Here is a 22,143-nt window from a genome sequence, read left to right on the forward strand (position 1 = left end):
CACTTAATCTCACCCCTTGAGAATAAAGGGCTAATCAGTTTCACCACTAAATCTTGCATAAATTTATGATAATTTTTTATTGAATGGTCATAAAACAACCAACCAGGCAATTGTAAATTTTCAAAACAACATTTATTTAACATTTAAAAATGCAAATAAAATCGTTTGCGTCGCTTAACCGCTCCCTTTTTGTACTAAAGAATCCCTCTGAAACTGTGAAATTCTGGTCAAAATCCAATAAAAGGTTCATCAAAAGGAAACAAATGAGAAACAAATCATAGCTAGGCTAGCGAAAACTGTGCTATCTAGAGAGCACGACATGGCGTAATAACAACAACAAGAGGTTGCTTATGGAAAGCTTGCAATTTGACGAAATGTTGGAAATGGAAATCACAAAACTCCGCTCTAGTCGCACTAAACCAGTCAAAAGAATGTGGCGAGAAATTGAAGCGATTCAGGATCAAAAACGGTTACAAAGAGAATTGATGGAGATGGATGTCTGCTTCGAGGCTGATCAAATAAAACTCTGAGTAAAAAGGCACTTCAACAGTGCCTTTTTTGTTTAACTGAATCAGCAGAGATTACTGGCACTCTTGTGCGGTTTGTCGAACTCGGTGAGCTAATTGTTGGTACTGCTCCGCAATTGTCTCACCAAATACTGGATCATCTTCGGATTGTTGCCAGCTCGCCTCCACCGCTTGCCAATCAGTCACATTAAAGGTGCGGCTGATCAAGGGTAAAACCGATTGTTCTTCTAACTCCAGATGACGCTTCTGGGAAGAAATAAATGCATCAAGCTGCTCGATGAACACGTGCTGTGGTACAACTGCATCTTGCAAAATCATATCGACAATCTCTAGAAAAGCATGAGTTTTCTCAGAAAGTTCTATATGTTCTCTCGCTAAATTTTGAATATCATTATGTTGACCATAATGATCAATATAATAGTGATAGAGAATATCTTCTTTGGGGTGGTGTACTGACTCTGAATGCGTCGCCAAGTAGTCAATAATCTCTCTCACTAAAGAGTAGTTGATACTTTGTTCATTACTCAATTGCCGTTGTTTATCTCGCAAAATGGCAAGCAAACGCGCCATATACCCGTGTTCTCTACGGATCCTTTCAATCATCATTGTGCTTCTCCATTACACTTATTTTAGATAAGTGTATAAAAGCTTCAGCGTGCTTGTTTTGACCCTGCTCGAAAAAACATCAATTAATCACTTATCCAATACGGGTTGCCAATTCACAGGCGCTTTTCCCTGCTCAATAAGCAATTGATTAGTCTTTGAAAAATGTTTACAGCCCAAAAAGCCTCGATGCGCAGAAAGAGGAGAAGGATGCGGTGCTACTAATACATGATGTTTACTGCGATCAATCATGCTGCCTTTCTTCTGCGCATGTGACCCCCACAACAGGAAGACAACACCTTCACGCTGCTGATTTACCGCCTCAATCACCCGGTCGGTAAAGGTTTCCCAACCAGTATTAGCGTGCGAATGCGCCATACCTTGTTCAACGGTCAATACGGTATTGAGCAATAGCACCCCTTGCTCGGCCCAACTTTTTAGGTAACCGTGCTGAGGAGTAACAAAACCGGGGATATCTTGCACCAGCTCTTTGTAGATATTCACCAGTGAAGGTGGGGTTTTAACGCCGGGTAACACCGAAAAACATAACCCATGAGCCTGATTTGGCCCGTGATAAGGATCTTGCCCTAAAATCACAACCTTAACATCGCCAAATTCGGTAAAACGAAACGCATTAAACACGTCAGCAGCAGGTGGATAAATCACTTTCCCCGCCAGCCTTTCCTTTTCAACAAACGCTATCGTCTGTTGAAAATACTCCTGCTGTTTTTCATGGCCGATAACATCGTGCCAAGTCAATGATTGAGTCATAACAACGCTCTGCAAATTAACTAATTACAGCATTGTAACCATAAAAAGCCACCACTGCATGAGTCAATGTCACAGAGCTTTTGCCAGTTAATGTGATTTTTGTGGCGTTCGAGTATGCCCTTGACCATTCACATGTCGGTTAGGTATAGGCAATCGGACTGGTGGTCGAGCTATTGATGGTGAACGTGAGATCATATGAAACATAGTGACATCCTCCTTCATTTTGACGCGGCTATGCCTTTGTCTTTATGAAAGAAAGATGCCAACTTATTTAAGATGCTACTGAATCTACCGATTGTGCGTGTAGATCTCTTAATGTTTGAATTTCTTGGGCCCAAATGTCTGGATCGATTGTTTCTAAAATCAATGGGATACCATCAAACCTTGAATCTTTGGCAATAAATTCAAAGCATGGCCAACCAATTTCGCCTTCCCCTAGAGAATGATGGCGGTCAACACGGCTGGCAAACTTTGCCTTTGAGTCGTTGATGTGCATTGCACGTAAGTAGTGCATTCCAACCACGCTATCAAACTCTGAGAAGGTTGCCTCGCACGCCTCAACTGTGCGCAAATCATAACCTGCAGTAAAAGTATGACACGTGTCAAGGCACACACCTACTCGCGATTTATCCTCAACTTGCTGGATAATTTCGGCTAAATGTTCGAAACGCCAGCCTAGATTCGTCCCCTGCCCTGCGGTGTTTTCAATCACAGCAACGACCTCAGGCACGGCTTGATGTGCAAGGTTTATCGATTCTGCAATTGTCGCAAGACATTCACTTTCTGAGACTTGTTTAAGGTGACTACCCGGATGAAAATTCAGAAGCGTTAGCCCCAGTTGCTGGCAACGTTGCATTTCATCAATAAAAGCTTCGCGTGACTTAGCAAGCTTATCGGCTTCTGGCGCGCCCAGATTAATAAGGTATGAATCATGCGGCAAAATGTGTTCACTTTTAAAACCAAGCATGTGGCAGTTGGCCTTAAAAGCGCGAATGGTTGCCTCTTCAAGCGGTTTAGCAACCCACTGGCGCTGGTTTTTAGTGAATAAAGCAAATGCATTTGCTCCAATTTCTCTCGCTCTCAATGGGGCTTGGTCAACGCCGCCAGAGGCCGATACATGAGCACCAATAAATTTCATTCCACGGCCCTGAATTCTATTTGTCATTAAATCACTTTGTACTTTCAACATTGGACTTCAATTGTCTGATTTTCTGTTACTTAGGTCAAACACGCGCTAAAAATGTAGTAAAATTACAACAAAACAATACATAAAAAATATTTTATGTATTAAAAAAAAATAGAACTCATTGTTTTTAAATGCTTTATTGATTTAAATCAATAAAATAAACCCCACATTATCAATGTATATCGTTGTTTTTTGACCTAAATCAATATTATTTTTAAGGATATTAGCTATATAATAACCAACTCAACAAAGTTAGAAAATAAACACCAATAACGCCACTTAAGTGGACTAGGAGATAGTGATGATTCAAGGCATTCAAATTACAAAAGCAGCAAACGACAACCTACTAAATTCTATCTGGTTACTCGATAACGAAAAGAATGAAGCACGTTGCGTTGCCGCTAACGCAGGCTACCAAGCAGATCAAGTTATCGCGGTCAGCGACCTTGGTGAGTATGAAAGCCGTGAAGTTGCGATTGAAACAGCACCTCGCATCGAAGGCGGTCAGCACCTAAATGTGAACGTTCTTAAGCGTGAAACTCTTGAAGATGCCGTTGCACACCCTGAGAAGTATCCGCAACTGACGATTCGTGTTTCTGGTTACGCTGTTCGTTTCAACTCATTGACTCAAGAACAGCAACGTGACGTTATCGCACGTACTTTCACTGAGACGCTATAATCATAGCGTTGATGAGAATATTCATATCCAAAAATGGCGCTCAATGAGCGCCATTTTTATCGTTAGAGGAATATCATCCTGACTTCAATAAGATGAAATCAGGATCTCTTTAAGGCTGAACGCGTCTTAACACCGTTTTTAGAGCGTCAAAATCATTGTCTAACTCTTCAGAAAGCAACGTCATCACTGCATGTTTTGCAAGAGGGGCTGGTAATTCAATGTCAGTGCCTAGCACATCGTCAACGACTTCTTTAAATTTGGCAGGGTGCGCAGTACACAAAAATAGCCCCGTTTCTCCCGCTTGTAACTGCTCATCCAAAACTCGATATGCAATGGCACCATGCGGTTCACACAAATAACCTTGCGTGTAAAGTTCACGAACTGAATCCGCACTTTGTGCATCAGATACCGCACCTTTACCTAAGGTATCTAGCCCCCAGCCCTTTAAGCGACAAAGCTCTTCGATGCGCGGCCAGTTGTTCGGCTGACTCACATCCATCGCATTCGATGTGGTCGCGATCGTGGGTTTTGGATCCCATTGACCCGTTTCTAAGTAACGAGGAACGGTATCATTGGCATTGGTTGCCGCGATAAAACGCTTGATAGGTAAGCCCAATGCTTTTGCCAATAGACCAGCGGTTAGGTTGCCAAAGTTGCCACTCGGTACGGAGATGACTAAGTTTTCACGCTGCGCTTTGCTTAATTGTGATGCGGCCTCAAAGTAGTAGCAAATTTGTGCCATTAAACGACTGATATTGATTGAATTTGCAGAGTTTAAACCGATCTCTTGGCGAAGCTTGGCGTCATCAAAAGCATGCTTAACTAACGCTTGGCAAGCATCAAAGTCACCATTTATCGCTACAGTGTGAATATTGTTGCCCAGAGTGCAGAAGAGTTTTTCCTGTAACGGGCTGATCTTACCTTTAGGGTAAAGTATCACGACCTTGATGTCGGGCATTCCATAAAAGGCATGAGCCACCGCAGCGCCAGTATCACCAGAAGTCGCGGTTAAAATGGTGATCTGTCCACCATTTGAAACGGCGGCCAGTGACTGCGCCATAAAGCGACCACCAAAATCTTTAAATGCCAGCGTTGGACCGTGGAAAAGCTCTAGAGCATAAATGCCGTCTTTCACTTGCTTAATCGGTGCTGGAAACTGAAAAGCCGCATCAACCATCGCATTCACTTGCTCTGCTGGTAATTCATCACCAATTAAGGCGCTGAGAATTTTTGTACTACGAGAGATAAAATCTTCGGCTAGTAACGCGTCAATATCTTCAAACTGAGGCAACTCTGCTGGGAAAAATAGCCCTTGATTGCGTCCTAATCCTTGGCGTACGGCTTGGCCAAAAGAGACTTGTTCATCATTTTCTTTTATGTTGTAAAGCTTCATAGAGCACTTCCTGTAACGGTCGAGCCATTTTTGTCTAAGCGACAAATATGGACGAATCCTTCTTCATTTTGTACATAATGTTGTTCAAGCCAACGAGCAACTCGCTCGGCAATCTCTTTTTCTTTGCAAATACTGAACAGTGTTGGGCCACTGCCGGAAATGCCAGTGGTGAGCGCTCCGGCTGATGCAGCGTATTTACGCGCATCCGAAAAGCCGGGCAGAAGTTTCTCACGATACGGTTCAGCAATCACGTCTTTGATCAGTTTAGCCGCTAGCTCAGGCTGACCTGAGTGACAAGCATGAATGAAACCTGCGAGATGACGTCCATGCGCAATGATGTCCTGTCGACGATATTGTGAAGGTAAGATCGCTCGCGCTTCGGCTGTGGAAACTTTAATCCCAGGATACGCCATTACCCAATACCAATCGTCAAAACAAGGCACTTCTTGGCTGATGATGCCTAGCTCTTCAAGTATCAATTGCACGCCGCCTAAGTAGCAGGGGGCAACGTTATCATAATGTATACCGCCTGAAATTTTACCTTCCATTTCGCCCATCAGCGCTAAAAGCTCAGTCTGATTAAGTGGGTTACCGTGAAACTGGTTCAACGCATCTAAAGCTGCAACAATTGAACAAGCACTGGAACCTAAACCAGAACCAATCGGCATATTTTTTTCTAACGTCATTTGCAACGGCTTTACTACAATGCTCTTTTTTTCAAGCTCTCTGGTAAAAACAAGCCAGCAATCGTAAACAATATTCTGCTTTGGATCTTCAGGCAACTTGTCGACAAAGCGACCTACAGTTTCGAGTACAAAAGGTTCGCTGCCCGCTTTAACTTCAACGCGATCCCCCAATAAACTGCCATCAATTGGCGACACGGCCGCCCCTAAAACATCAAACCCAACGCTCACATTACCAATTGAAGCTGGGGCATACACCACCACACTCATGTCACTTGAACTCATCAATTAAACCCCTAACTTCCAACCTAAGGTACGCATCACATCAGAGAACACCCCTGCTGCTGTTACTTCTGTACCCGCCCCATAACCACGCAACACCAATGGAATCGGTTGATAATAACGGCTATAAAACGCCAGTGCATTCTCACCATCTTTGACTTTAAACATGGGGTCATTTTCATCGACCACTGCAATTTTCACCTTGCATTGGCCTTCTGATATTTCACCCACATAACGTAATACCTTACCTTCGGCTGCGGCCTTAGTGGATAACTCTTGGAAATAAGCATCAGCCTGTGGCAAGCGCGCCATAAATTCTTCAACTGTACCCGAAATATCGAAACCCGGCGGCAAAGCAAGATCGACTTTTACGTCATCCAGTTCTAAAGGCATTCCCGCCTCACGAGCTAAAATTAACAGCTTACGAGCCACATCCATTCCCGACAGATCATCACGAGGATCAGGCTCAGTAAAACCTTTCTCTTTAGCTAGCTGCGTAGCTTGACTAAGAGTCATACCTTCATCCAGTTTGCCGAAAATAAACGAAAGAGAGCCAGATAAAATACCGCTGAATTTTTCCAACTCATCACCAGCGGCAATGAGATTTTGCAAGTTTTCAATCACAGGTAAACCAGCACCAACCGTCGTTTCGTACATCAGTTTACGGCGCGAGTTGCGCGCCACTTCACGCAGCTGGTGATAGTAGGCCATGCTTGCGGTATTGGCTTTTTTATTAGGCGTCACAACATGAAAACCCGCAGCCAAAAATTCGGCGTACTGGTTGGCAATCACTTCACTGGAAGTACAATCAACTAAGACAGGGTTAATGATATGGTTACGCTGCACTAGAGAGATAAGCCTTGCGAGGCTAAATTCTTCACTCGCGCTATGCATTCGATCGCGCCAATGCTCCAGCGGCAAGCCTTCGCTATCCAGCAATAGTGCCTTACTATTTGCAAGGCCACACACTCGAATCACAATTCCTTTATCAGCTAGTTTGGCTTGCTGACGATGAATTTGGTCAACTAATTCGCCTCCGACACCGCCAACACCGACCACAAACACATCCAAGAAATGCTTAGAATTGAAGAGATTTTCATGACAAGCCTTGATCGCTTCTGAAATTTTATCTTCTGGAATCACCGCCGAAATAGCTCGCTCGGAAGAGCCTTGTGCAATGGCAACAATATTGACGTGAACTTCAGCCAGCGATGAGAAAAATTGAGAAGCCACTCCGCGCGAAGTGCGCATGCCATCACCAACCAGAGTGACAATCGCAACGTCATCCATAAACTCGACAGGCTCAAGTAGGCCATCTTTTAATTCCAGTTCAAACGCTTCCGATAATGCGCTTTTGGCAAGGGCTTTATCTTGCGCCTCAATACAGAAACTGATGCTGTATTCTGAAGAGGATTGTGTAATCAGCACAATAGAAACGCCTGCGGCAGACATCGCGCCAAACACACGGCTAGCCATTCCGACCATGCCTTTCATGCCAGGGCCGGAGACGTTGACCATAGTCAAATTATTGAGTGTAGTAATACCTTTAATAGCCAGCTTATCTTCACCAGTATCTTGACCAATCAGCGTGCCTGCGCCTTGAGGGTTAAAACTGTTTTTGATAAGACACGGAATATGAAATTGTGCAATCGGTGCAATAGTTTTGGGATGTAACACTGACGCGCCAAAATACGAAAGCTCCATCGCTTCTTGGTAGCTGAGTGATTTTAATAAACGAGCATCCGCAACCAAACGTGGGTCACAGTTATAAACGCCATCGACATCGGTCCAAATCTCACAACAATCTGCACGTAAACATGCCGCAAGCACAGCCGCAGAATAATCCGAGCCATTACGGCCTAGACAGACCAATTCACCCTTTTCATTACCAGCCGTGAAACCCGGCATAATGTTAACATGTGCTTGCGGAAGTGGATTTTGCTTGAAATTTTGCGTGGAGATCTCAACATCGACCATTGCCTCAAGATACTCACCTTTAGCAAAAAGATATTGTACTGGGTCAATCAATGCAGCCGCTTGTCCTTTTGCTTCAAGTACCGCTTTCATCAGTTGGATAGAGACTCGCTCACCTTTACTAATAATGCGCGCATTGACGTTGTCTGGGCACATACCGAGTAAATTAATGCCGTGTACAAATTGACGCAGCTGAGACAGTGACGTTTTTACTTGATTGTCAAAAGCGGCCGAATCCACATTAGGTAATTGTGCTTTGATGCCAGCGAGTAGATCGAAAAATGAGAATTCAAGCTCCGCTATTTGGCGTTCTGCTTCGCCATTACGCAAAGCACTCTCAATAACGGCCACTAATTTATTGGTGGTTTTTCCCGGTGCAGAGAGCACAACGGCGACTTCTTCTTGCTGTACATTGTTAACGATGATATCTGCCGCCCTTAAAAAACGATCAGCATCGGCTAACGATGAACCTCCAAACTTTAATACTCGCATCCCTTCCTCCAAAACAGTTCAAATTGGTATAAAAAAAGGCCTGTATCTGGTGGGATACAGGCCTTTTTTGTAAAAACTTTTCGCTCAGCGGCCCGCCCCAACATGTGTCATGTCGGTAATAATAATGGTGGTTGTCATTACTACTAGGCTGCGCTGTAACATAGAAAAATTTAAATACTCGTGTGTTTAATTGCCTTTACGTTTACCTTACTTCGTCATCATTAGTCAACGAAAATCTGCTATTTTTTATAGTCATTCCGAATTAATCAAATTTAAAACCATTACACAAATAAGAATCTCATTGCATATCAAGTGCAACCATTTTACACATAAGCAAATAACAAAATGCTATATACATAACGCTGTCATCGTGTGAAATTTGTGCTTTAATTGTTGTTACCGCAGTGGACGCAATAACTCAAAACAAGAATAAGGAGAGGTAGATGAAACTAAAAGTTGCACTATGTTTATTTCTGCTTGTTTCTTTATCTAGCATGGCCAATACCTTACCTGCACTTCCTTCTTCACAGAGCCAATCTCCACATCGCTTATTTCTTTCAAGCGAAAGTGATGGTCAACAATTTGATAGTTGGACTATTGATGGCGGTTATTCTTATAACCTTTTTGACAATTTAGATCTGTACATTGGAGCGAGGATAAATAATTCCGACTACGGATCCGAAAGTGGTTTTTTAAGTGGCCTCAGCTACCAGCTAACCCCCAAATTATCACTAAAAAGCACCTTGCGTTCAGCCGCCAGTAATCCGAATGATACGAGCAGTGCTGATGCTATGGCGGCGGAGCTATCTAGCCGACTTCAACTGTCAGAAAACGTTGATTTACATGCCACCCTTGATTATCAAGAGTGGCAACAAGGCGTTCAATTTGGGGTGGGTTTCAGATTCTAGTGCCAGTCTAGCGCTTGAGTTGACGTTAAAACACCATTCCAATCGGCATAAACATAGTCACCCGGCTGAATCATCTGGTTGAGGATAGTCAGCGTCACATTAATTTCGCCTGCACCTCTCTTATCGGTCTTAAGTGGGCAACTCGCTAACGCTTTCACGCCTAAATCCATTTGCGATAAGGCAGCAACATCGCGTATCGCTCCATAAATAATGACCCCTTCCCAACCGTTTTCAATCGCCATGATCGCCAGTTGATCACCCAATAACGCTCTTTGACACGAACCGTTACCATCGACGACTAAAACTTTACCTTTACCATTTTGGCTTAATACGTCACGAACTTTAGAGTTATCGTGATAGCAACGCACGGTGACAATTTGCCCCCAAAAAGCACTCCTTAAACCAAAAGTTTGCAAAGGCAAATCCAATATATTAATTTGCGATTCAAATTTATCGCAAATATCTGGTGTGATATCTATCATCCTTCTTCCTTGATTATTGTTTATTATTTTCATCTGGCACATTAGACGCGCTGTAAAACCACAGCTCAATGAACCATAATGCCAGATACTTTACTCACCTATTCATACAAACGATGTAAAGAAAAATCCGCTGAGAATGAGCATAACTTGGCGGCCAACTGCATTTAAAAGACTTAATATTCATATTGGTGACATCCATAATAGTGCGATATCCCCCGCTGTAAACGTTGATTTTTTACGCAATTCCCATTTTTTGACAAGTATCGAGTTAACAAGTTCTTTGCTGGTAAATTTCTATGTGAGGTAAAGCCCATTACGCCTAATGCTACCATCCCCAGCGAAAATCCCCAAAAAGCATGCTATTTGCATGGGTAATGTGGTGTAAATTTACAACTGCTTAAGACGATTAATATTTGTTACATTAGAACTCTTGATGTAAATCAACAAAGTGATTGGAATTAACATTCTGCCGTTGTTAGCATGCTGTTAACATTATAGAATCCGCCTTAAAGACTAGTAGAACACCGAGGGTATGGAGACCTCAATGCAAGATATGCCTAAGGACGGCGGGCAACTGAAGTAAGTGTTTTTTTCAAAACTTTAGTTTATTATCGGCAGCAGATTACCTGTATGTTGCAATTTTTTGCCTACAATTAATTCTATTAGCACAATTTTTTCACAAGTTTAGGTACCGCCAATGCAAACCCCGCAGATTCTTATCGTTGAAGATGAGCAAGTAACTCGTAACACTCTTAAGAGTATTTTTGAAGCAGAGGGATACGCTGTTTTTGAGGCCAGTAACGGTGAAGAGATGCACCATGTGCTGTCTGATAACCCCATTAACTTGGTCATTATGGACATCAATTTACCAGGTAAAAACGGCCTTCTGTTAGCTCGTGAGCTTCGTGAACAGGCTAATGTTGCACTGATGTTTTTGACTGGTCGTGATAATGAAGTTGATAAAATCCTCGGTTTAGAGATCGGGGCTGATGACTACATCACCAAACCATTTAACCCACGTGAACTGACGATTCGTGCTCGTAATCTTCTAGGTCGTTCAATGAATACCAATACGACTCAAGAAGAAAAACGCAGTGTGGAAAAATATGAGTTCAACGGTTGGGTATTGGATATCAATAGCCGTTCTTTAGTGAATCCGGATGGTGAAGGCTACAAGCTTCCTCGCTCAGAATTCCGCGCTTTACTGCACTTCTGTGAGAACCCAGGAAAAATCCAAACTCGCGCAGATTTGCTTAAAAAGATGACTGGCCGTGAATTGAAACCACACGACAGAACCGTAGATGTGACGATTCGTCGTATCCGTAAACACTTTGAATCAGTCTCAGGTACGCCAGAGATCATCGCCACAATTCATGGCGAAGGCTACCGCTTCTGTGGTGATCTAGAAGACTAAACGTCTACCCCCAGATAGTTAGAAGCCCTTTAACCTCAGGTTAAAGGGCTTTTTTCATGGCTGACTACTGCGCGTGGAGCCGTTCTATAAATCTAATAGACTTTGTCGATGAAGACGCTCTTTTCGATAAGCCACTGCGCTGTTGTACCATCGCTCAATTGCAAAGCTACATTAACGGGCTTATCCACATTAAGCTGCATCGGCCATTCAAACACCACTTCCCATTGATCTTCACTTTGAGTCCGTAAATCTAACGATTCACTGCCCACCAGCCAATTTTTATCCCTTTGCTGGACCATCAACGCGTCAATCGTTAAATTGGCAGGTAATATTGCCGACGAATCCAATCTTAATGTCCCATGCACAAGAGGTATTTCGCTCTCATTAGCTGTAGGCATTTGATTGATCCAAAGGTTACTTTTCAACCCAATGGTGATATTTGATATCACGGCACTGCTGTCCTGCAGCCAATTCACTTGCGGTGAACTACAGCCAGATAGTAGTGCCATGACTAATGAAGCCAACCCGATTTTTTTCATACCATTACCTTTGAGTTAACCATTGTTTCAAGACTTGAATATCGTGTTGATACCCATTTTTAATTTCATCTATCCAGTCACCAATATTTTCCCACCAAGCAGGTAGCTCTGGCGACTGTGCCTTTTGTGCAACGTTTTGAATGTGTTTCAAACCAATTGAACCCGCAGCACCCTTGATTTTGTGTGCTTCTGAAACAATGCCTGCTTGATCTTTTGCTACCATATTGGAATCTAGCACTTCAACGTAACTGGGCATCATCTGCTCGAACATTTGGATACTTTCCAGTACAGGTTTCGGGCCAACAATATCGATATAAGACTCAAGCATTTCAAGATCGAGCAAATGCGTGTTCAACTCACTGTGTTCTACTGAGGCAGCCTTAACCTTAGCGTCGGCAAGTTGAGTCGCCTCACTATGGGTGAATTTTGCAATCACCTCTTGAATCGCCAGTACTGACAATGGTTTACTGATCGCGTCATCCATCCCTTTCTCTAGATATTCAGCTTTATTTTTCAATACGTTGGCGGTCAATGCAACAAGTGGCGGAAGGTTATCATAAGTTTCTCGATAAAACGCAGCGACATCAAACCCGGTCATGTCTGGCAGTTGAATGTCGAGGAAAACCAGATCGTACTCTTGCGGCACAAATTTTTGTTTGGCTTCTTCACCTGTCATAGCGACGGTAACCGTGTGTCCTAAACTTTCTAGCAAAGAACGAGCAACTGTAATATTGAGCTCAATATCTTCAACCATAAAAATGGCTAAACTTTTTTGAGGAACGGGTAACGTTGGTTTGAATTGGGCATCTTGTGCCAAAGGCACACGAATTGAAACGGTGAAGGTGCTACCAAAACCTTCTTCACTGCTCACAGAAATATCACCATCCATTAAGTTGATTAACTGGCGAGATACCGCTAAGCCAATCCCCGTGCCAACAGCGTGCAAATTGTCCTTACCCGATTTAACTTGGTAATACATGGCGAAGATTTTATCGAGTTCAGCCTCTGGTATACCAATGCCTGTGTCTTCAACTTCCATGGTAATGTGCGCAAACTTATCCTCAATATCAGCGCAGACCGTCATGACGACGCCACCTTCTTTGGTAAATTTCATCGCATTACTTATCAGGTTCCACAATACCTGACGCAGGCGCGTAGCATCCACTTCAATCGCAACAGGTAAATCACTGAGCCGTTCGAGATCAAACCTAAGCCCTTTTTGCTCTGCCATCAACGCCGAGATGCTTTCAATTTCAGCAACAAATTCTTCAAAATTCAACGGCGCTGGCAGTAGTTCTAGTTTCCGGCGGTCAAACTTATCCATATCAATGATATCGTTGAAGATATTACCTAACGTAATGGCACTGACATTAATGGTCTGCATGTACTTACGCTGTTCTGGGGTCATGGGGCTATCGAGCAACATGCGGCTCAAACCAACGATACCGTTGAGTGGTGTGCGCAATTCGTGGCTGATGGTCGAAATAAAAGTGGTTTTATCCCGGCTCGCTTTTTCCAAAGACTCTTGATTGCGTTTACGTTCGGTAATGTCTCGCCCAAAGCCCACCAACCCTAAGTGGCGGCCATCTTTGCTATAAAAAGGGACTTTGCGCAGTTCAAAATAGTTTTTGCGACCATCAGGGTATTCAAGCCACTGCTCATAAGTGATGGCTTGATTGTCAGCAAACACTTTTTCGTCAGTTTCAACGATCTGTTGCGCGACTTCTTTGCTATAGACATCCCACGGAGTTAACCCAACCAACTGATGCTCACGCTTGCCCGTTAGCTCTTCCATCGCTCGGTTGCAGCCAGAAAAAACGCCGTTCGCATTACGGTAGTAAATCAGATCAGGAGAGGCATCGATAAAAGAGCGCAATAAGGCGGTTCTTTCTGCCAATTCAAGCTGCGTTTTTTCGCGTTGATAGACCTCATTTTCTAAATCGGCCATCGCCTCTTCACGCGCTTCCTCTGCCTTAATTCGCTCTTCAATTTCTTGGTTGAGTTTTTCGATATTTTGCTGAAGCTTATAATTGAGCTCTTGATCGCGTGAGCGCATGTCTTTGAGCTTAGAAACCAACTTCGAGAGGCGTTGACGTGACTCTTCTAACTGATCGACCACCACTGAAAGAAAATAGACCGCCCAAGGCGTGATCAATAAACCAAAAAAGACAGAACGAACGATGTCGATATCATCAACATAACCATTGAGCACCAACGTGATACCAACTTGCACCACCACTGCCAAGGCCACTAAAGCGAGCGCAAGAAGAATGGAGAAACGAAGAATGCCCAGTTTGACCAATAGGTCGACATAGTACTGGGCAAGGTTTTTCATGGGTTTCATTAAACACTTCCATGTAATAACAGTGCCACTAGTCTAACGCGTTTAACGTCGATTCGTCAGCCAAGTTAATCACAAGGATTTGCGAAATTGCTTGAATCTTTAGCTGTTTGGAAGCGTATAGACAAACGCTCGACTTAAGCGTGAGCCTTGCGCGCCACCTTGATTAAGTGCTCGGCCTATTTCGGTCATCGCAAGCCAACGATTTTCACACCACAGTGGCGCAAGCAGTGTCGGCCGCCGGGCGGCTGACGAGACTCGGTGATAAATGATCTCAGGCGGCGTCATTTGAATCAATTCACTCGCAATGGAAACATACTCTTCTAACGTTGGCGCTTGTAATTTTCCTGCTCGCCACGCTTTGGCCATCGTACTGCCTTCAACAATATGCAACCCATGTAACTTGATACCATCAGTGCCTACCGTTAAGACTTGCTTTAAGGTTTGAAGATTATCGGTACGCGTTTCTTTAGGTAGCCCCACAATGAGATGCGTGCATACTTTGATCCCCAAGGCTCGAGCACGCTCAGTGATCAACGCATAACATTCAAAATCATGACCACGGTTGATCCGTTTGAGTGTTTGATTATTGGCGGTTTGCAAACCCAGTTCGAGCCAAATTTCAAAACCTTGTCGCACATAATCGGCCAATAAATCGAGCACAGCATCGGGTACACAATCAGGCCGAGTGCCAACGCATAACCCAACAATGTCAGCCGATTGAAGCGCTTGCTGATACATATTTTTCAACACCTGCACTTCCGAATAGGTACTGGTATAAGCTTGAAAATACGCGAGATATTTTTTGGCACGTTTGATTTCACCAGCGCGTTCTGTCAATTGCTGCTCAATACTTTGGGCTTGTGTTTCTTCATCAGCAAAAGAAGCGACATTACAGAAGGTGCAACCACCTCGCCCAATCGTGCCATCTCGATTCGGACAGCTAAAACCACCATGCAGGGTCAGCTTGTGAACTTTTTCGCCATAACGGCGCTGCAGATCTTGGCCGATCGTGTTAACCAGTTGATGTAATTGCATTGAAGAAATACCGCTTATAGATAGTAATGAATCTCAGTTAGATTTATGTAACTAAATTACATCCCTGCAAAATAAATTCACAAAGAGTAGCCGTATCAAACACTCTCCAACCTAACAAAAATCAATAAACATTCATAAAAACAGCGTTATTTGCTTAATGTTGCACCAATGTTAAACGGTACATGCATTTTTAACGAAAAAAATGGGCGACTAAAATGAGTTTTCGTTGGAATTCCTATAAACAAAATTGTAGGATACTTACACATCCGCCCTATTTTTTGTGATATTCCTTACATAAATAGTTGTGGAAAAATCGGTGATATTCGCACCCCTCCTATACAAACCACTAGCAAGTGGCATAAATAAATTGAATATCACTAAGGAATGTTTTTCTCGCCATATTTTTCCGGCGAGAGACGGAAAGGATTCGAACCCGCCAACACAGGCAGGTTTAGATTGATAACAATTAAAGGACAAGTCGCATCGCTAAGTATGCCTTAGCACACGTGCGTCTAAATTGAACTGGAAGGATGTATCTATGGTAGATAGAGAGCAGGATTCACGAGGTCTATATACTCCTGAATTGGAGCATGACGCTTGTGGTATCGGTTTTGTTGCCCACCTGAAAAACCGTAAGTCTCACCAAGTTGTGACTCAAGCTTTAGACATGCTTGCTCGTATGGAACACCGTGGTGGCCAAGGCTGTGACCCATGTTCTGGTGATGGCGCAGGTATCTTATTACAAAAACCCCATGAGTTTTTACTTGAAGAGACCGTTAAACTTGGCTTAAAACTGCCTTCGTTTGAAAAGTACGGCGTCGGCGTGGTGCTGTTTCCAAGAGATGAGCACAAACGCGCCCAGTGTCGTGATATTTTAGAACGCAACGCCAAGAGACTCGATTTAGAAGTACTGGGTTATCGCGTTTTGCCAACCGATAACTCCATGATTGGCGCAGACCCACTTAGCACTGAGCCTCAATTTGAGCACGTTTTCATCTCCGGTGGCCCAAGTACCACCCCCGCAGAATTAGAGCGTAAATTGTACGTTCTGCGTAATTACACCGTCCGCGTATGCTTAGAAAGTGTATCTAACATTGGTGATGATTTTTACATCAACTCCATGTCTTACAAAACCTTGGTGTATAAAGGTCAGCTCACTACAGAGCAAGTACCACAGTACTTCCTTGATCTACAAAATCCGACCATGGTGACCGCGCTGGCACTGGTGCATTCTCGTTTTTCGACCAATACATTCCCTAAATGGCGCTTAGCTCAACCTTTCCGTTACATTGCGCACAACGGCGAAATCAACACAGTTCGCGGCAATTTAAACTGGATGAAAGCGCGCGAAGCGATCCTCGAATCAGATTTGTTTACACAAGCTGAAATCGACATGCTGCTGCCAATTTGCCAAGAAGGCAGTTCAGATTCCGCCAACTTCGATATGGCATTAGAGTTACTGGTTCTGTCTGGCCGCAGCCTGCCACACGCCCTGATGATGATGATCCCTGAAGCGTGGCAAGAAAATAAAAATATGGATCCAACCCGCCGCGCATTTTACCAATACCATGCTAACGTCATGGAACCGTGGGATGGCCCAGCATCAGTATGTTTTACTGATGGTGTACAAGTTGGCGCAACACTGGACCGTAACGGCCTGCGCCCATCACGTTATACCGTGACTAAAGATGATTTTCTGATCATGGCTTCTGAATCTGGCGTGGTTGAAATTGCACCAGAGAACGTGGAATACCGTGGCCGTTTACAGCCCGGACGTATCTTTGTCGCTGATTTAGAGCAAGGACGCATCATTTCTGATGAGGAAGTGAAAGACAGCATTGCGAATGCGCAGCCCTACGCCAAATGGGTTGAAGAGAACCTCCTCAGCTTGAAAAAACTGCCTGAAGCGAGCAACCAGTACAGCCAACCTGCTCCTGAGCGTCTAATGTCACGCCAACAGTCGTTTGGCGTCAGCTCAGAAGAGGTGAATGAAATCATTCTTCCTTTGGCAAAAACCGGTTATGAACCGCTTTCGGCTATGGGTGCAGACTGGCCTCTAGCAGTGCTTTCGCATCAATCACAGCATCTCTCCAACTACTTTAAGCAACTGTTTGCTCAGGTCACCAACCCACCGATCGACCCGATCCGTGAAAGAATGGTGATGTCGCTCAATACTTACCTCGGTAAAGATCAGAACTTACTGACAGAGACCCCCCTGCACTGCTTAAAAGTCGAATTGGAATCTCCGGTTCTTTCCAACTCTGAGCTTGAGAAACTGCGCGCTATTGATAACGAACATCTGCAAGCGAAAACCTTAGATATCGTATTTCAAGCCAGTGAAGATCAAGGCAAATTGGAACGCGCGCTGAAACGCATTTGCCAATATGCAGAAGATGCGGTTATCGATGGTTACTCGATTATTTTATTGACTGACCGCGCGGTAAACTCAAACCATGCGGCGATCCCTGCAATGCTCGCTGTCGGTGCAGTTCATCACCACCTGATCCGCAAAGGCTTACGAGCTAAATGTGACATAGTGGTAGAAACCGGCGACGCGCGTGAAACGCACCACTTTGCGACATTGATTGGCTATGGCGCAAATGCGATTAACCCGTATTTAGTCATTGAAACCATTATCGATTTACAACGAGTCAAAAAACTCGACCCGACCATTGCAGCAAAAGATCTGTTTGACAATTACCGCAAAGGCATCAACGGCGGGCTGCTGAAGATCTTCTCCAAAATGGGCATTTCCACACTGCAGTCTTACCACGGTGCGCAAATTTTTGAAGCCTTGGGCATCAGCAAATCAGTGGTAGATAAGTACTTCACTGGCACTGTATCGCGCATCCAAGGTTTGACTATTGATGACATCGCAAAAGAGGTGTTAGTTCGCCATCGCGTGGGCTACCCGACTCGCGAAGTTCCAGTGCAAGTGTTGGATGTGGGCGGCGTTTATCAATGGAAACAGCGTGGCGAAAAACACCTGTTTAACCCAGAGACGATTTCGTTGCTGCAACAATCAACACGCAACAAAGATTATGTGCAGTTCAAGCAATACGCGAAAGCGGTAGATGACCAAGGCGACAACGCTGCCACGCTGCGTAGCCAGCTTGATTTTGTTAAAAATCCAGCCGGTTCGATTCCCATTGAGGAAGTGGAGCCGATTGAACGTATTTTAAAACGCTTCGCAACCGGTGCCATGTCGTTTGGTTCCATCTCCTACGAAGCACACTCAACGTTAGCCGTGGCGATGAACCGTATTGGCGCGAAATCCAACTCGGGTGAAGGCGGTGAAGATCCAGCACGCTTTGAACGCAAAGAAAATGGCGATTGGGAACGCTCTGCAATTAAACAGGTTGCTTCTGGTCGTTTTGGCGTGACCTCCTACTACCTCACCAATGCCGATGAACTACAGATCAAAATGGCTCAAGGCGCGAAACCAGGTGAAGGTGGGCAACTGCCGGGTGATAAAGTTGATGATTGGATCGGTGCGACACGCCACTCGACTCCGGGAGTCGGTCTTATTTCACCACCACCGCATCACGATATCTATTCGATCGAAGATTTGGCGCAGCTGATCTTTGATTTGAAAAACGCGAACCGTACCGGCCGCGTCAACGTGAAATTAGTTTCCGAAGCCGGAGTTGGTACTATCGCCTCCGGTGTGGCTAAAGCCAAAGCGGATGTGGTGTTAATTGCTGGCTATGATGGCGGCACGGGTGCATCACCGATGTCTTCGATTCGTCACACAGGCTTACCTTGGGAGCTCGGCCTTGCTGAAACGCACCAAACCTTGCTTAAAAATGGCCTGCGTAATCGCATTGTGGTGCAAAGTGACGGTCAGATGAAAACACCACGTGACCTTGCAATGGCGACATTGTTAGGCGCGGAAGAGTGGGGAATTGCCACCGCTGCGCTAGTGGTTGAAGGGTGTATCATGATGCGTAAGTGTCATAAAAACACCTGCCCAGTAGGGATTGCGACACAAAACAAAACCTTGCGTGAGCGCTTTGATGGCCGCGTAGACGATGTCGTCACCTTCTTCCAATACATGGCGCAAGGCTTACGTGAAATCATGGCTGAACTGGGTTTCCGTACTATCGATGAAATGGTTGGCCAATCGCATAAACTGAAAGTGCGTGACAACATCAACCACTGGAAATACAAAAACCTCGATTTGTCACCAGTGTTGTACATTCAAGAGCCTCGTGCAGAAGATGGTGTTTATTGCCAAACCAAACAAAATCATCATCTAGAAAACGTACTAGATCGTCAGCTAATTCAAATAGCCAACCCCGCGCTTGAAAAAGGCGAAGCGGTTAACGCAGTCTTCCCTATCGTCAACACTGACCGTAGCACGGGTACTATGCTGTCGAACGAAATATCGAAGGTATACAAAGACCAAGGTCTACCTCAGCCAATGAAAGTTAAATTCAACGGCTCCGCAGGACAATCATTCGGTGCATTCCTTGCTAAAGGTGTAACGTTTGAAGTGGAAGGTGATGCCAACGATTATTGGGGCAAAGGTTTATCTGGCGGTACGTTAGTGCTCTACCCTGACACGCGCTCAACCATCATTGCGCAAGATAATATCGTGGTGGGTAACGTCTGTTTCTATGGCGCAACTTCTGGTGAATCCTATATTCGCGGCCTTGCTGGAGAACGTTTCTGCGTGCGTAACTCAGGAGCTAAAGTGGTCGTAGAAGGTATCGGCGATCACGGCTGTGAATACATGACAGGTGGAGTCGCAGTGATCCTCGGTTCGACAGGACGTAACTTTGCGGCTGGTATGAGCGGCGGTGTAGCCTACGTGTGGAATCGACATGGAGACTTCGAAACTAAGCTTAACGCTGAATTGGTTGATCTCGACCCACTGCAACAAGAAGATACCGATCTGCTACGTGAGATGCTCAACAAGCATGTTCAGTTCACAGGAAGTGAAGTGGCTCAGTTATTCCTTGATAATTTTGAAGCAAACCTTACCCAAATGGTAAAAGTGATGCCGCGTGACTACAAAGCGGTTCTTCAAAAACGCAAGGCTGCAGCTGCGCAAGTACAAACGGAAGAAGTGGAGGCCGTATAAATGGGTAAGCCTACTGGATTTTTAGAACATGGCCGCGAGCTGCCAAAAAAGCTCGATCCAATGGTTCGCATTCAAAACAACAAAGAGTTTGTCCTCAACGAAGAGTTTGGTAGCAAAATTAATACTCAAGCGTCTCGTTGCATGGACTGCGGAGTACCGTTTTGCCATAACGGTTGCCCTATCGGTAACATTATTCCTGAATTTAACGATGCCGTTTATCGTGATAGTTGGGAAGAAGCTTGGAAGATCTTAAGCTCAACCAATAACTTCCCCGAGTTTACTGGTCGCGTGTGCCCTGCACCTTGCGAAAGTTCGTGCGTACTCGGGATCAACCAAGATCCCATTACCATCTGTAATATCGAAAAAACCATCGTGGAAACGGCTTATCGCGAAGGCTATGCCAAAGCGAAAAAGCCGCGTTCTCGTACTGGAAAAACCATCGCTATCATTGGATCTGGCCCGGCAGGTTTGGCCGCAGCTGAGCAGTTGAACAGCGCGGGTCACTCAGTTACTGTGTTTGAACGTGATGAAAAAGTCGGCGGCCTGCTGCGTTTTGGCATTCCGGATTTCAAACTGGGTATGGACGTTATTGATCGCAAAATCAATTTGATGGCAGAAGCGGGCGTCAAGTTTGAAGTAAACGCACATATCGGTGTTGATATCAACGCACAGCAACTGCGTCAAGAGTTTGATGTCATCTTGCTTACTGGTGGCTCTACCGTGCCTCGTAACCTGCCGATTCCGGGGCGCGAGTTAAAAGGGGTTCATTTTGCGATGGAGTTTCTGGCACAAAATAACCGCCGCGCGAATAACATGGATCTTAAAACTGATGAGATCCACGCTAAGGGCAAACATGTGGTGGTAATTGGTGGTGGTGATACTGGTTCTGACTGTGTCGGAACCTCAAACCGACACGGCGCCGCAAGCATCACGCAAGTTGAAATCATGCCGATCCCAGCCAATAAACGCCCAGCCAATATGCCTTGGCCGCAATATCCAATGATTTTGCGCACCTCAACCTCCCACGAAGAGGGCTGCGAACGTCATTGGAATATTCTGACCAAAGAGTTCCTCGGCAACGAGCAAGGTCAAGTCACAGGGCTACGTGTTGCTGATATCGTTTGGCAAGATGCAAAACCGGGTGAGCGCCCGAACTTTGATGAAGTCGCGGGCAGTGAACGTATTATTGCTTGTGATATGGCTTTCCTTGCTATGGGCTTTTTACATCCAGAACCACATGGGGTACTTGCTCAGCTTGATATCAAGTTGGATGAGCGTGGCAATGTGGCAACACAAGGTTTTGCGACCAACCAAAAAGGTGTTTTCGCTGCAGGTGATATGCGCACAGGACAATCGTTGGTCGTACGTTGTATCAATGAAGGGCGCGAGTGCGCACGCGAGATCGACGCTTATTTAATGGGCAATACCAACTTAGAAGCGAAAGCCGACTCATTGATGCTTTCAGCCTAATACCTCGCGCTCTTTTCACTGGTTAAAAGTGATCCAGAGCGCTGAGCAGCGATGATACCTTCCAACGTTATACTTTTTGGCCAGCATTTGATGCTGGCCTTTTTTATGGCTGATTCTTATTTGATGAGATTTTCATGTTACAAAACTGTGACATCAGAAAAACTATCCTATTGAATGTATTCAATTTATTTAGAAGATTAGGTGGTAAATCCCATTGCAACATGATTTTTAACCAACAACTTGACCTTTTGCACCATAAGCTATAGGTTGTGAAG

17 protein-coding genes and 1 other annotated feature are annotated in these 22,143 nt (G+C 44.6%); of the genes, 6 read left to right on the forward strand and 11 right to left on the reverse strand.

The features are described 5' to 3' along the window. The first annotated feature begins 350 nt into the window (after positions 1–350). Positions 351–530: a DUF3545 family protein gene (locus tag AACU59_RS14210; RefSeq protein ID WP_010318284.1), complete on the forward strand. Its 180-nt coding sequence runs from the start codon at positions 351–353 to the stop codon at positions 528–530. Between the two features lie 51 nt (positions 531–581). On the opposite strand, the gene AACU59_RS14215 is transcribed toward AACU59_RS14210, so the two are convergent. The 3 genes from AACU59_RS14215 to nfo form a co-directional block, all read right to left on the reverse strand. Further along, entirely contained in the window at positions 582–1,133 is a 552-nt protein-coding gene (locus AACU59_RS14215; protein WP_013856117.1) for a hemerythrin domain-containing protein, read from the reverse strand. A gap of 87 nt (positions 1,134–1,220) precedes the next feature. Further along, positions 1,221–1,901, reverse strand: a complete 681-nt coding sequence (ung, locus tag AACU59_RS14220) for a uracil-DNA glycosylase (RefSeq protein WP_026027958.1) — start codon at positions 1,899–1,901, stop codon at positions 1,221–1,223. Positions 1,902–2,172: 271 nt separating this feature from the next. After that, positions 2,173–3,090, reverse strand: coding sequence for a deoxyribonuclease IV (nfo, locus tag AACU59_RS14225; protein WP_094124644.1), 918 nt, complete (start codon positions 3,088–3,090; stop codon positions 2,173–2,175). Between the two features lie 298 nt (positions 3,091–3,388). On the opposite strand from nfo, the gene grcA reads away from it, so the two are divergent. Further along, positions 3,389–3,766 carry an autonomous glycyl radical cofactor GrcA gene (grcA, locus tag AACU59_RS14230; RefSeq protein WP_026027385.1) on the forward strand — a complete coding sequence of 126 codons (378 nt, stop codon included), beginning with the start codon at positions 3,389–3,391 and terminating at the stop codon, positions 3,764–3,766. A gap of 109 nt (positions 3,767–3,875) precedes the next feature. Here the strand turns inward: grcA and thrC are convergent, their stop codons facing one another. From thrC to thrL, 4 genes are all read right to left on the reverse strand, one after another. Next, positions 3,876–5,159 carry a threonine synthase gene (thrC, locus tag AACU59_RS14235; RefSeq protein ID WP_094144606.1) on the reverse strand — a complete coding sequence of 428 codons (1,284 nt, stop codon included), beginning with the start codon at positions 5,157–5,159 and terminating at the stop codon, positions 3,876–3,878. Then, positions 5,156–6,112 (reverse strand): homoserine kinase, encoded by a 957-nt coding sequence (gene thrB, locus AACU59_RS14240; RefSeq protein ID WP_094144607.1) that lies wholly within the window; start codon positions 6,110–6,112, stop codon positions 5,156–5,158. Before thrB ends, thrC begins: the two co-directional genes overlap by 4 nt. An 18-nt stretch (positions 6,113–6,130) precedes the next feature. Next, entirely contained in the window at positions 6,131–8,590 is a 2,460-nt protein-coding gene (gene thrA, locus AACU59_RS14245; protein WP_094123269.1) for a bifunctional aspartate kinase/homoserine dehydrogenase I, read from the reverse strand. Positions 8,591–8,619: 29 nt separating this feature from the next. After that, positions 8,620–8,737 (reverse strand) — a sequence feature (Thr leader region). Then, positions 8,675–8,752 carry a thr operon leader peptide gene (gene thrL / locus AACU59_RS14250; RefSeq protein ID WP_100208354.1) on the reverse strand — a complete coding sequence of 26 codons (78 nt, stop codon included), beginning with the start codon at positions 8,750–8,752 and terminating at the stop codon, positions 8,675–8,677. It overlaps the preceding feature by 63 nt. Before the next feature lie 281 nt (positions 8,753–9,033). Between thrL and AACU59_RS14255 the strand changes: the two genes are divergently transcribed. Continuing rightward, positions 9,034–9,498, forward strand: coding sequence for a hypothetical protein (locus AACU59_RS14255; RefSeq protein ID WP_050934236.1), 465 nt, complete (start codon positions 9,034–9,036; stop codon positions 9,496–9,498). Here the strand turns inward: AACU59_RS14255 and AACU59_RS14260 are convergent. Further along, positions 9,495–9,980: a putative 4-hydroxy-4-methyl-2-oxoglutarate aldolase gene (locus AACU59_RS14260; RefSeq protein WP_010318275.1), complete on the reverse strand. Its 486-nt coding sequence runs from the start codon at positions 9,978–9,980 to the stop codon at positions 9,495–9,497. The two genes, AACU59_RS14255 and AACU59_RS14260, sit on opposite strands and share 4 nt — an antisense overlap. A gap of 697 nt (positions 9,981–10,677) precedes the next feature. Between AACU59_RS14260 and arcA the strand changes: the two genes are divergently transcribed. Continuing rightward, positions 10,678–11,394: a two-component system response regulator ArcA gene (gene arcA / locus AACU59_RS14265; protein WP_013856108.1), complete on the forward strand. Its 717-nt coding sequence runs from the start codon at positions 10,678–10,680 to the stop codon at positions 11,392–11,394. A 92-nt stretch (positions 11,395–11,486) separates the two neighbouring features. Here the strand turns inward: arcA and AACU59_RS14270 are convergent, their stop codons facing one another. The 3 genes from AACU59_RS14270 to AACU59_RS14280 form a co-directional block, all read right to left on the reverse strand. Next, the gene (locus AACU59_RS14270; RefSeq protein WP_013856107.1) at positions 11,487–11,933 is read right to left on the reverse strand and encodes a hypothetical protein; all 447 of its coding nucleotides are present in this window, start codon (positions 11,931–11,933) and stop codon (positions 11,487–11,489) included. Positions 11,934–11,937: 4 nt separating this feature from the next. Beyond that, positions 11,938–14,277, reverse strand: coding sequence for an aerobic respiration two-component sensor histidine kinase ArcB (gene arcB / locus AACU59_RS14275; protein WP_094125214.1), 2,340 nt, complete (start codon positions 14,275–14,277; stop codon positions 11,938–11,940). A 99-nt stretch (positions 14,278–14,376) separates the two neighbouring features. Next, positions 14,377–15,312 (reverse strand): TIGR01212 family radical SAM protein, encoded by a 936-nt coding sequence (locus AACU59_RS14280; RefSeq protein ID WP_094144430.1) that lies wholly within the window; start codon positions 15,310–15,312, stop codon positions 14,377–14,379. A gap of 538 nt (positions 15,313–15,850) precedes the next feature. On the opposite strand from AACU59_RS14280, the gene gltB reads away from it, so the two are divergent. Both gltB and AACU59_RS14290 read left to right on the forward strand, forming a co-directional pair. Next, positions 15,851–20,398: a glutamate synthase large subunit gene (gene gltB, locus AACU59_RS14285; RefSeq protein WP_094145890.1), complete on the forward strand. Its 4,548-nt coding sequence runs from the start codon at positions 15,851–15,853 to the stop codon at positions 20,396–20,398. After that, on the forward strand, positions 20,399–21,868 hold the full coding sequence (locus AACU59_RS14290) for a glutamate synthase subunit beta (RefSeq protein ID WP_094145889.1): 1,470 nt from the start codon (positions 20,399–20,401) through the stop codon (positions 21,866–21,868). The last annotated feature ends 275 nt before the right edge of the window (positions 21,869–22,143 follow it).

The sequence above is a fragment of the Vibrio sp. V23_P3S9T160 genome (genome assembly GCF_963886625.1).
GTDB lineage: Bacteria > Pseudomonadota > Gammaproteobacteria > Enterobacterales > Vibrionaceae > Vibrio > Vibrio anguillarum.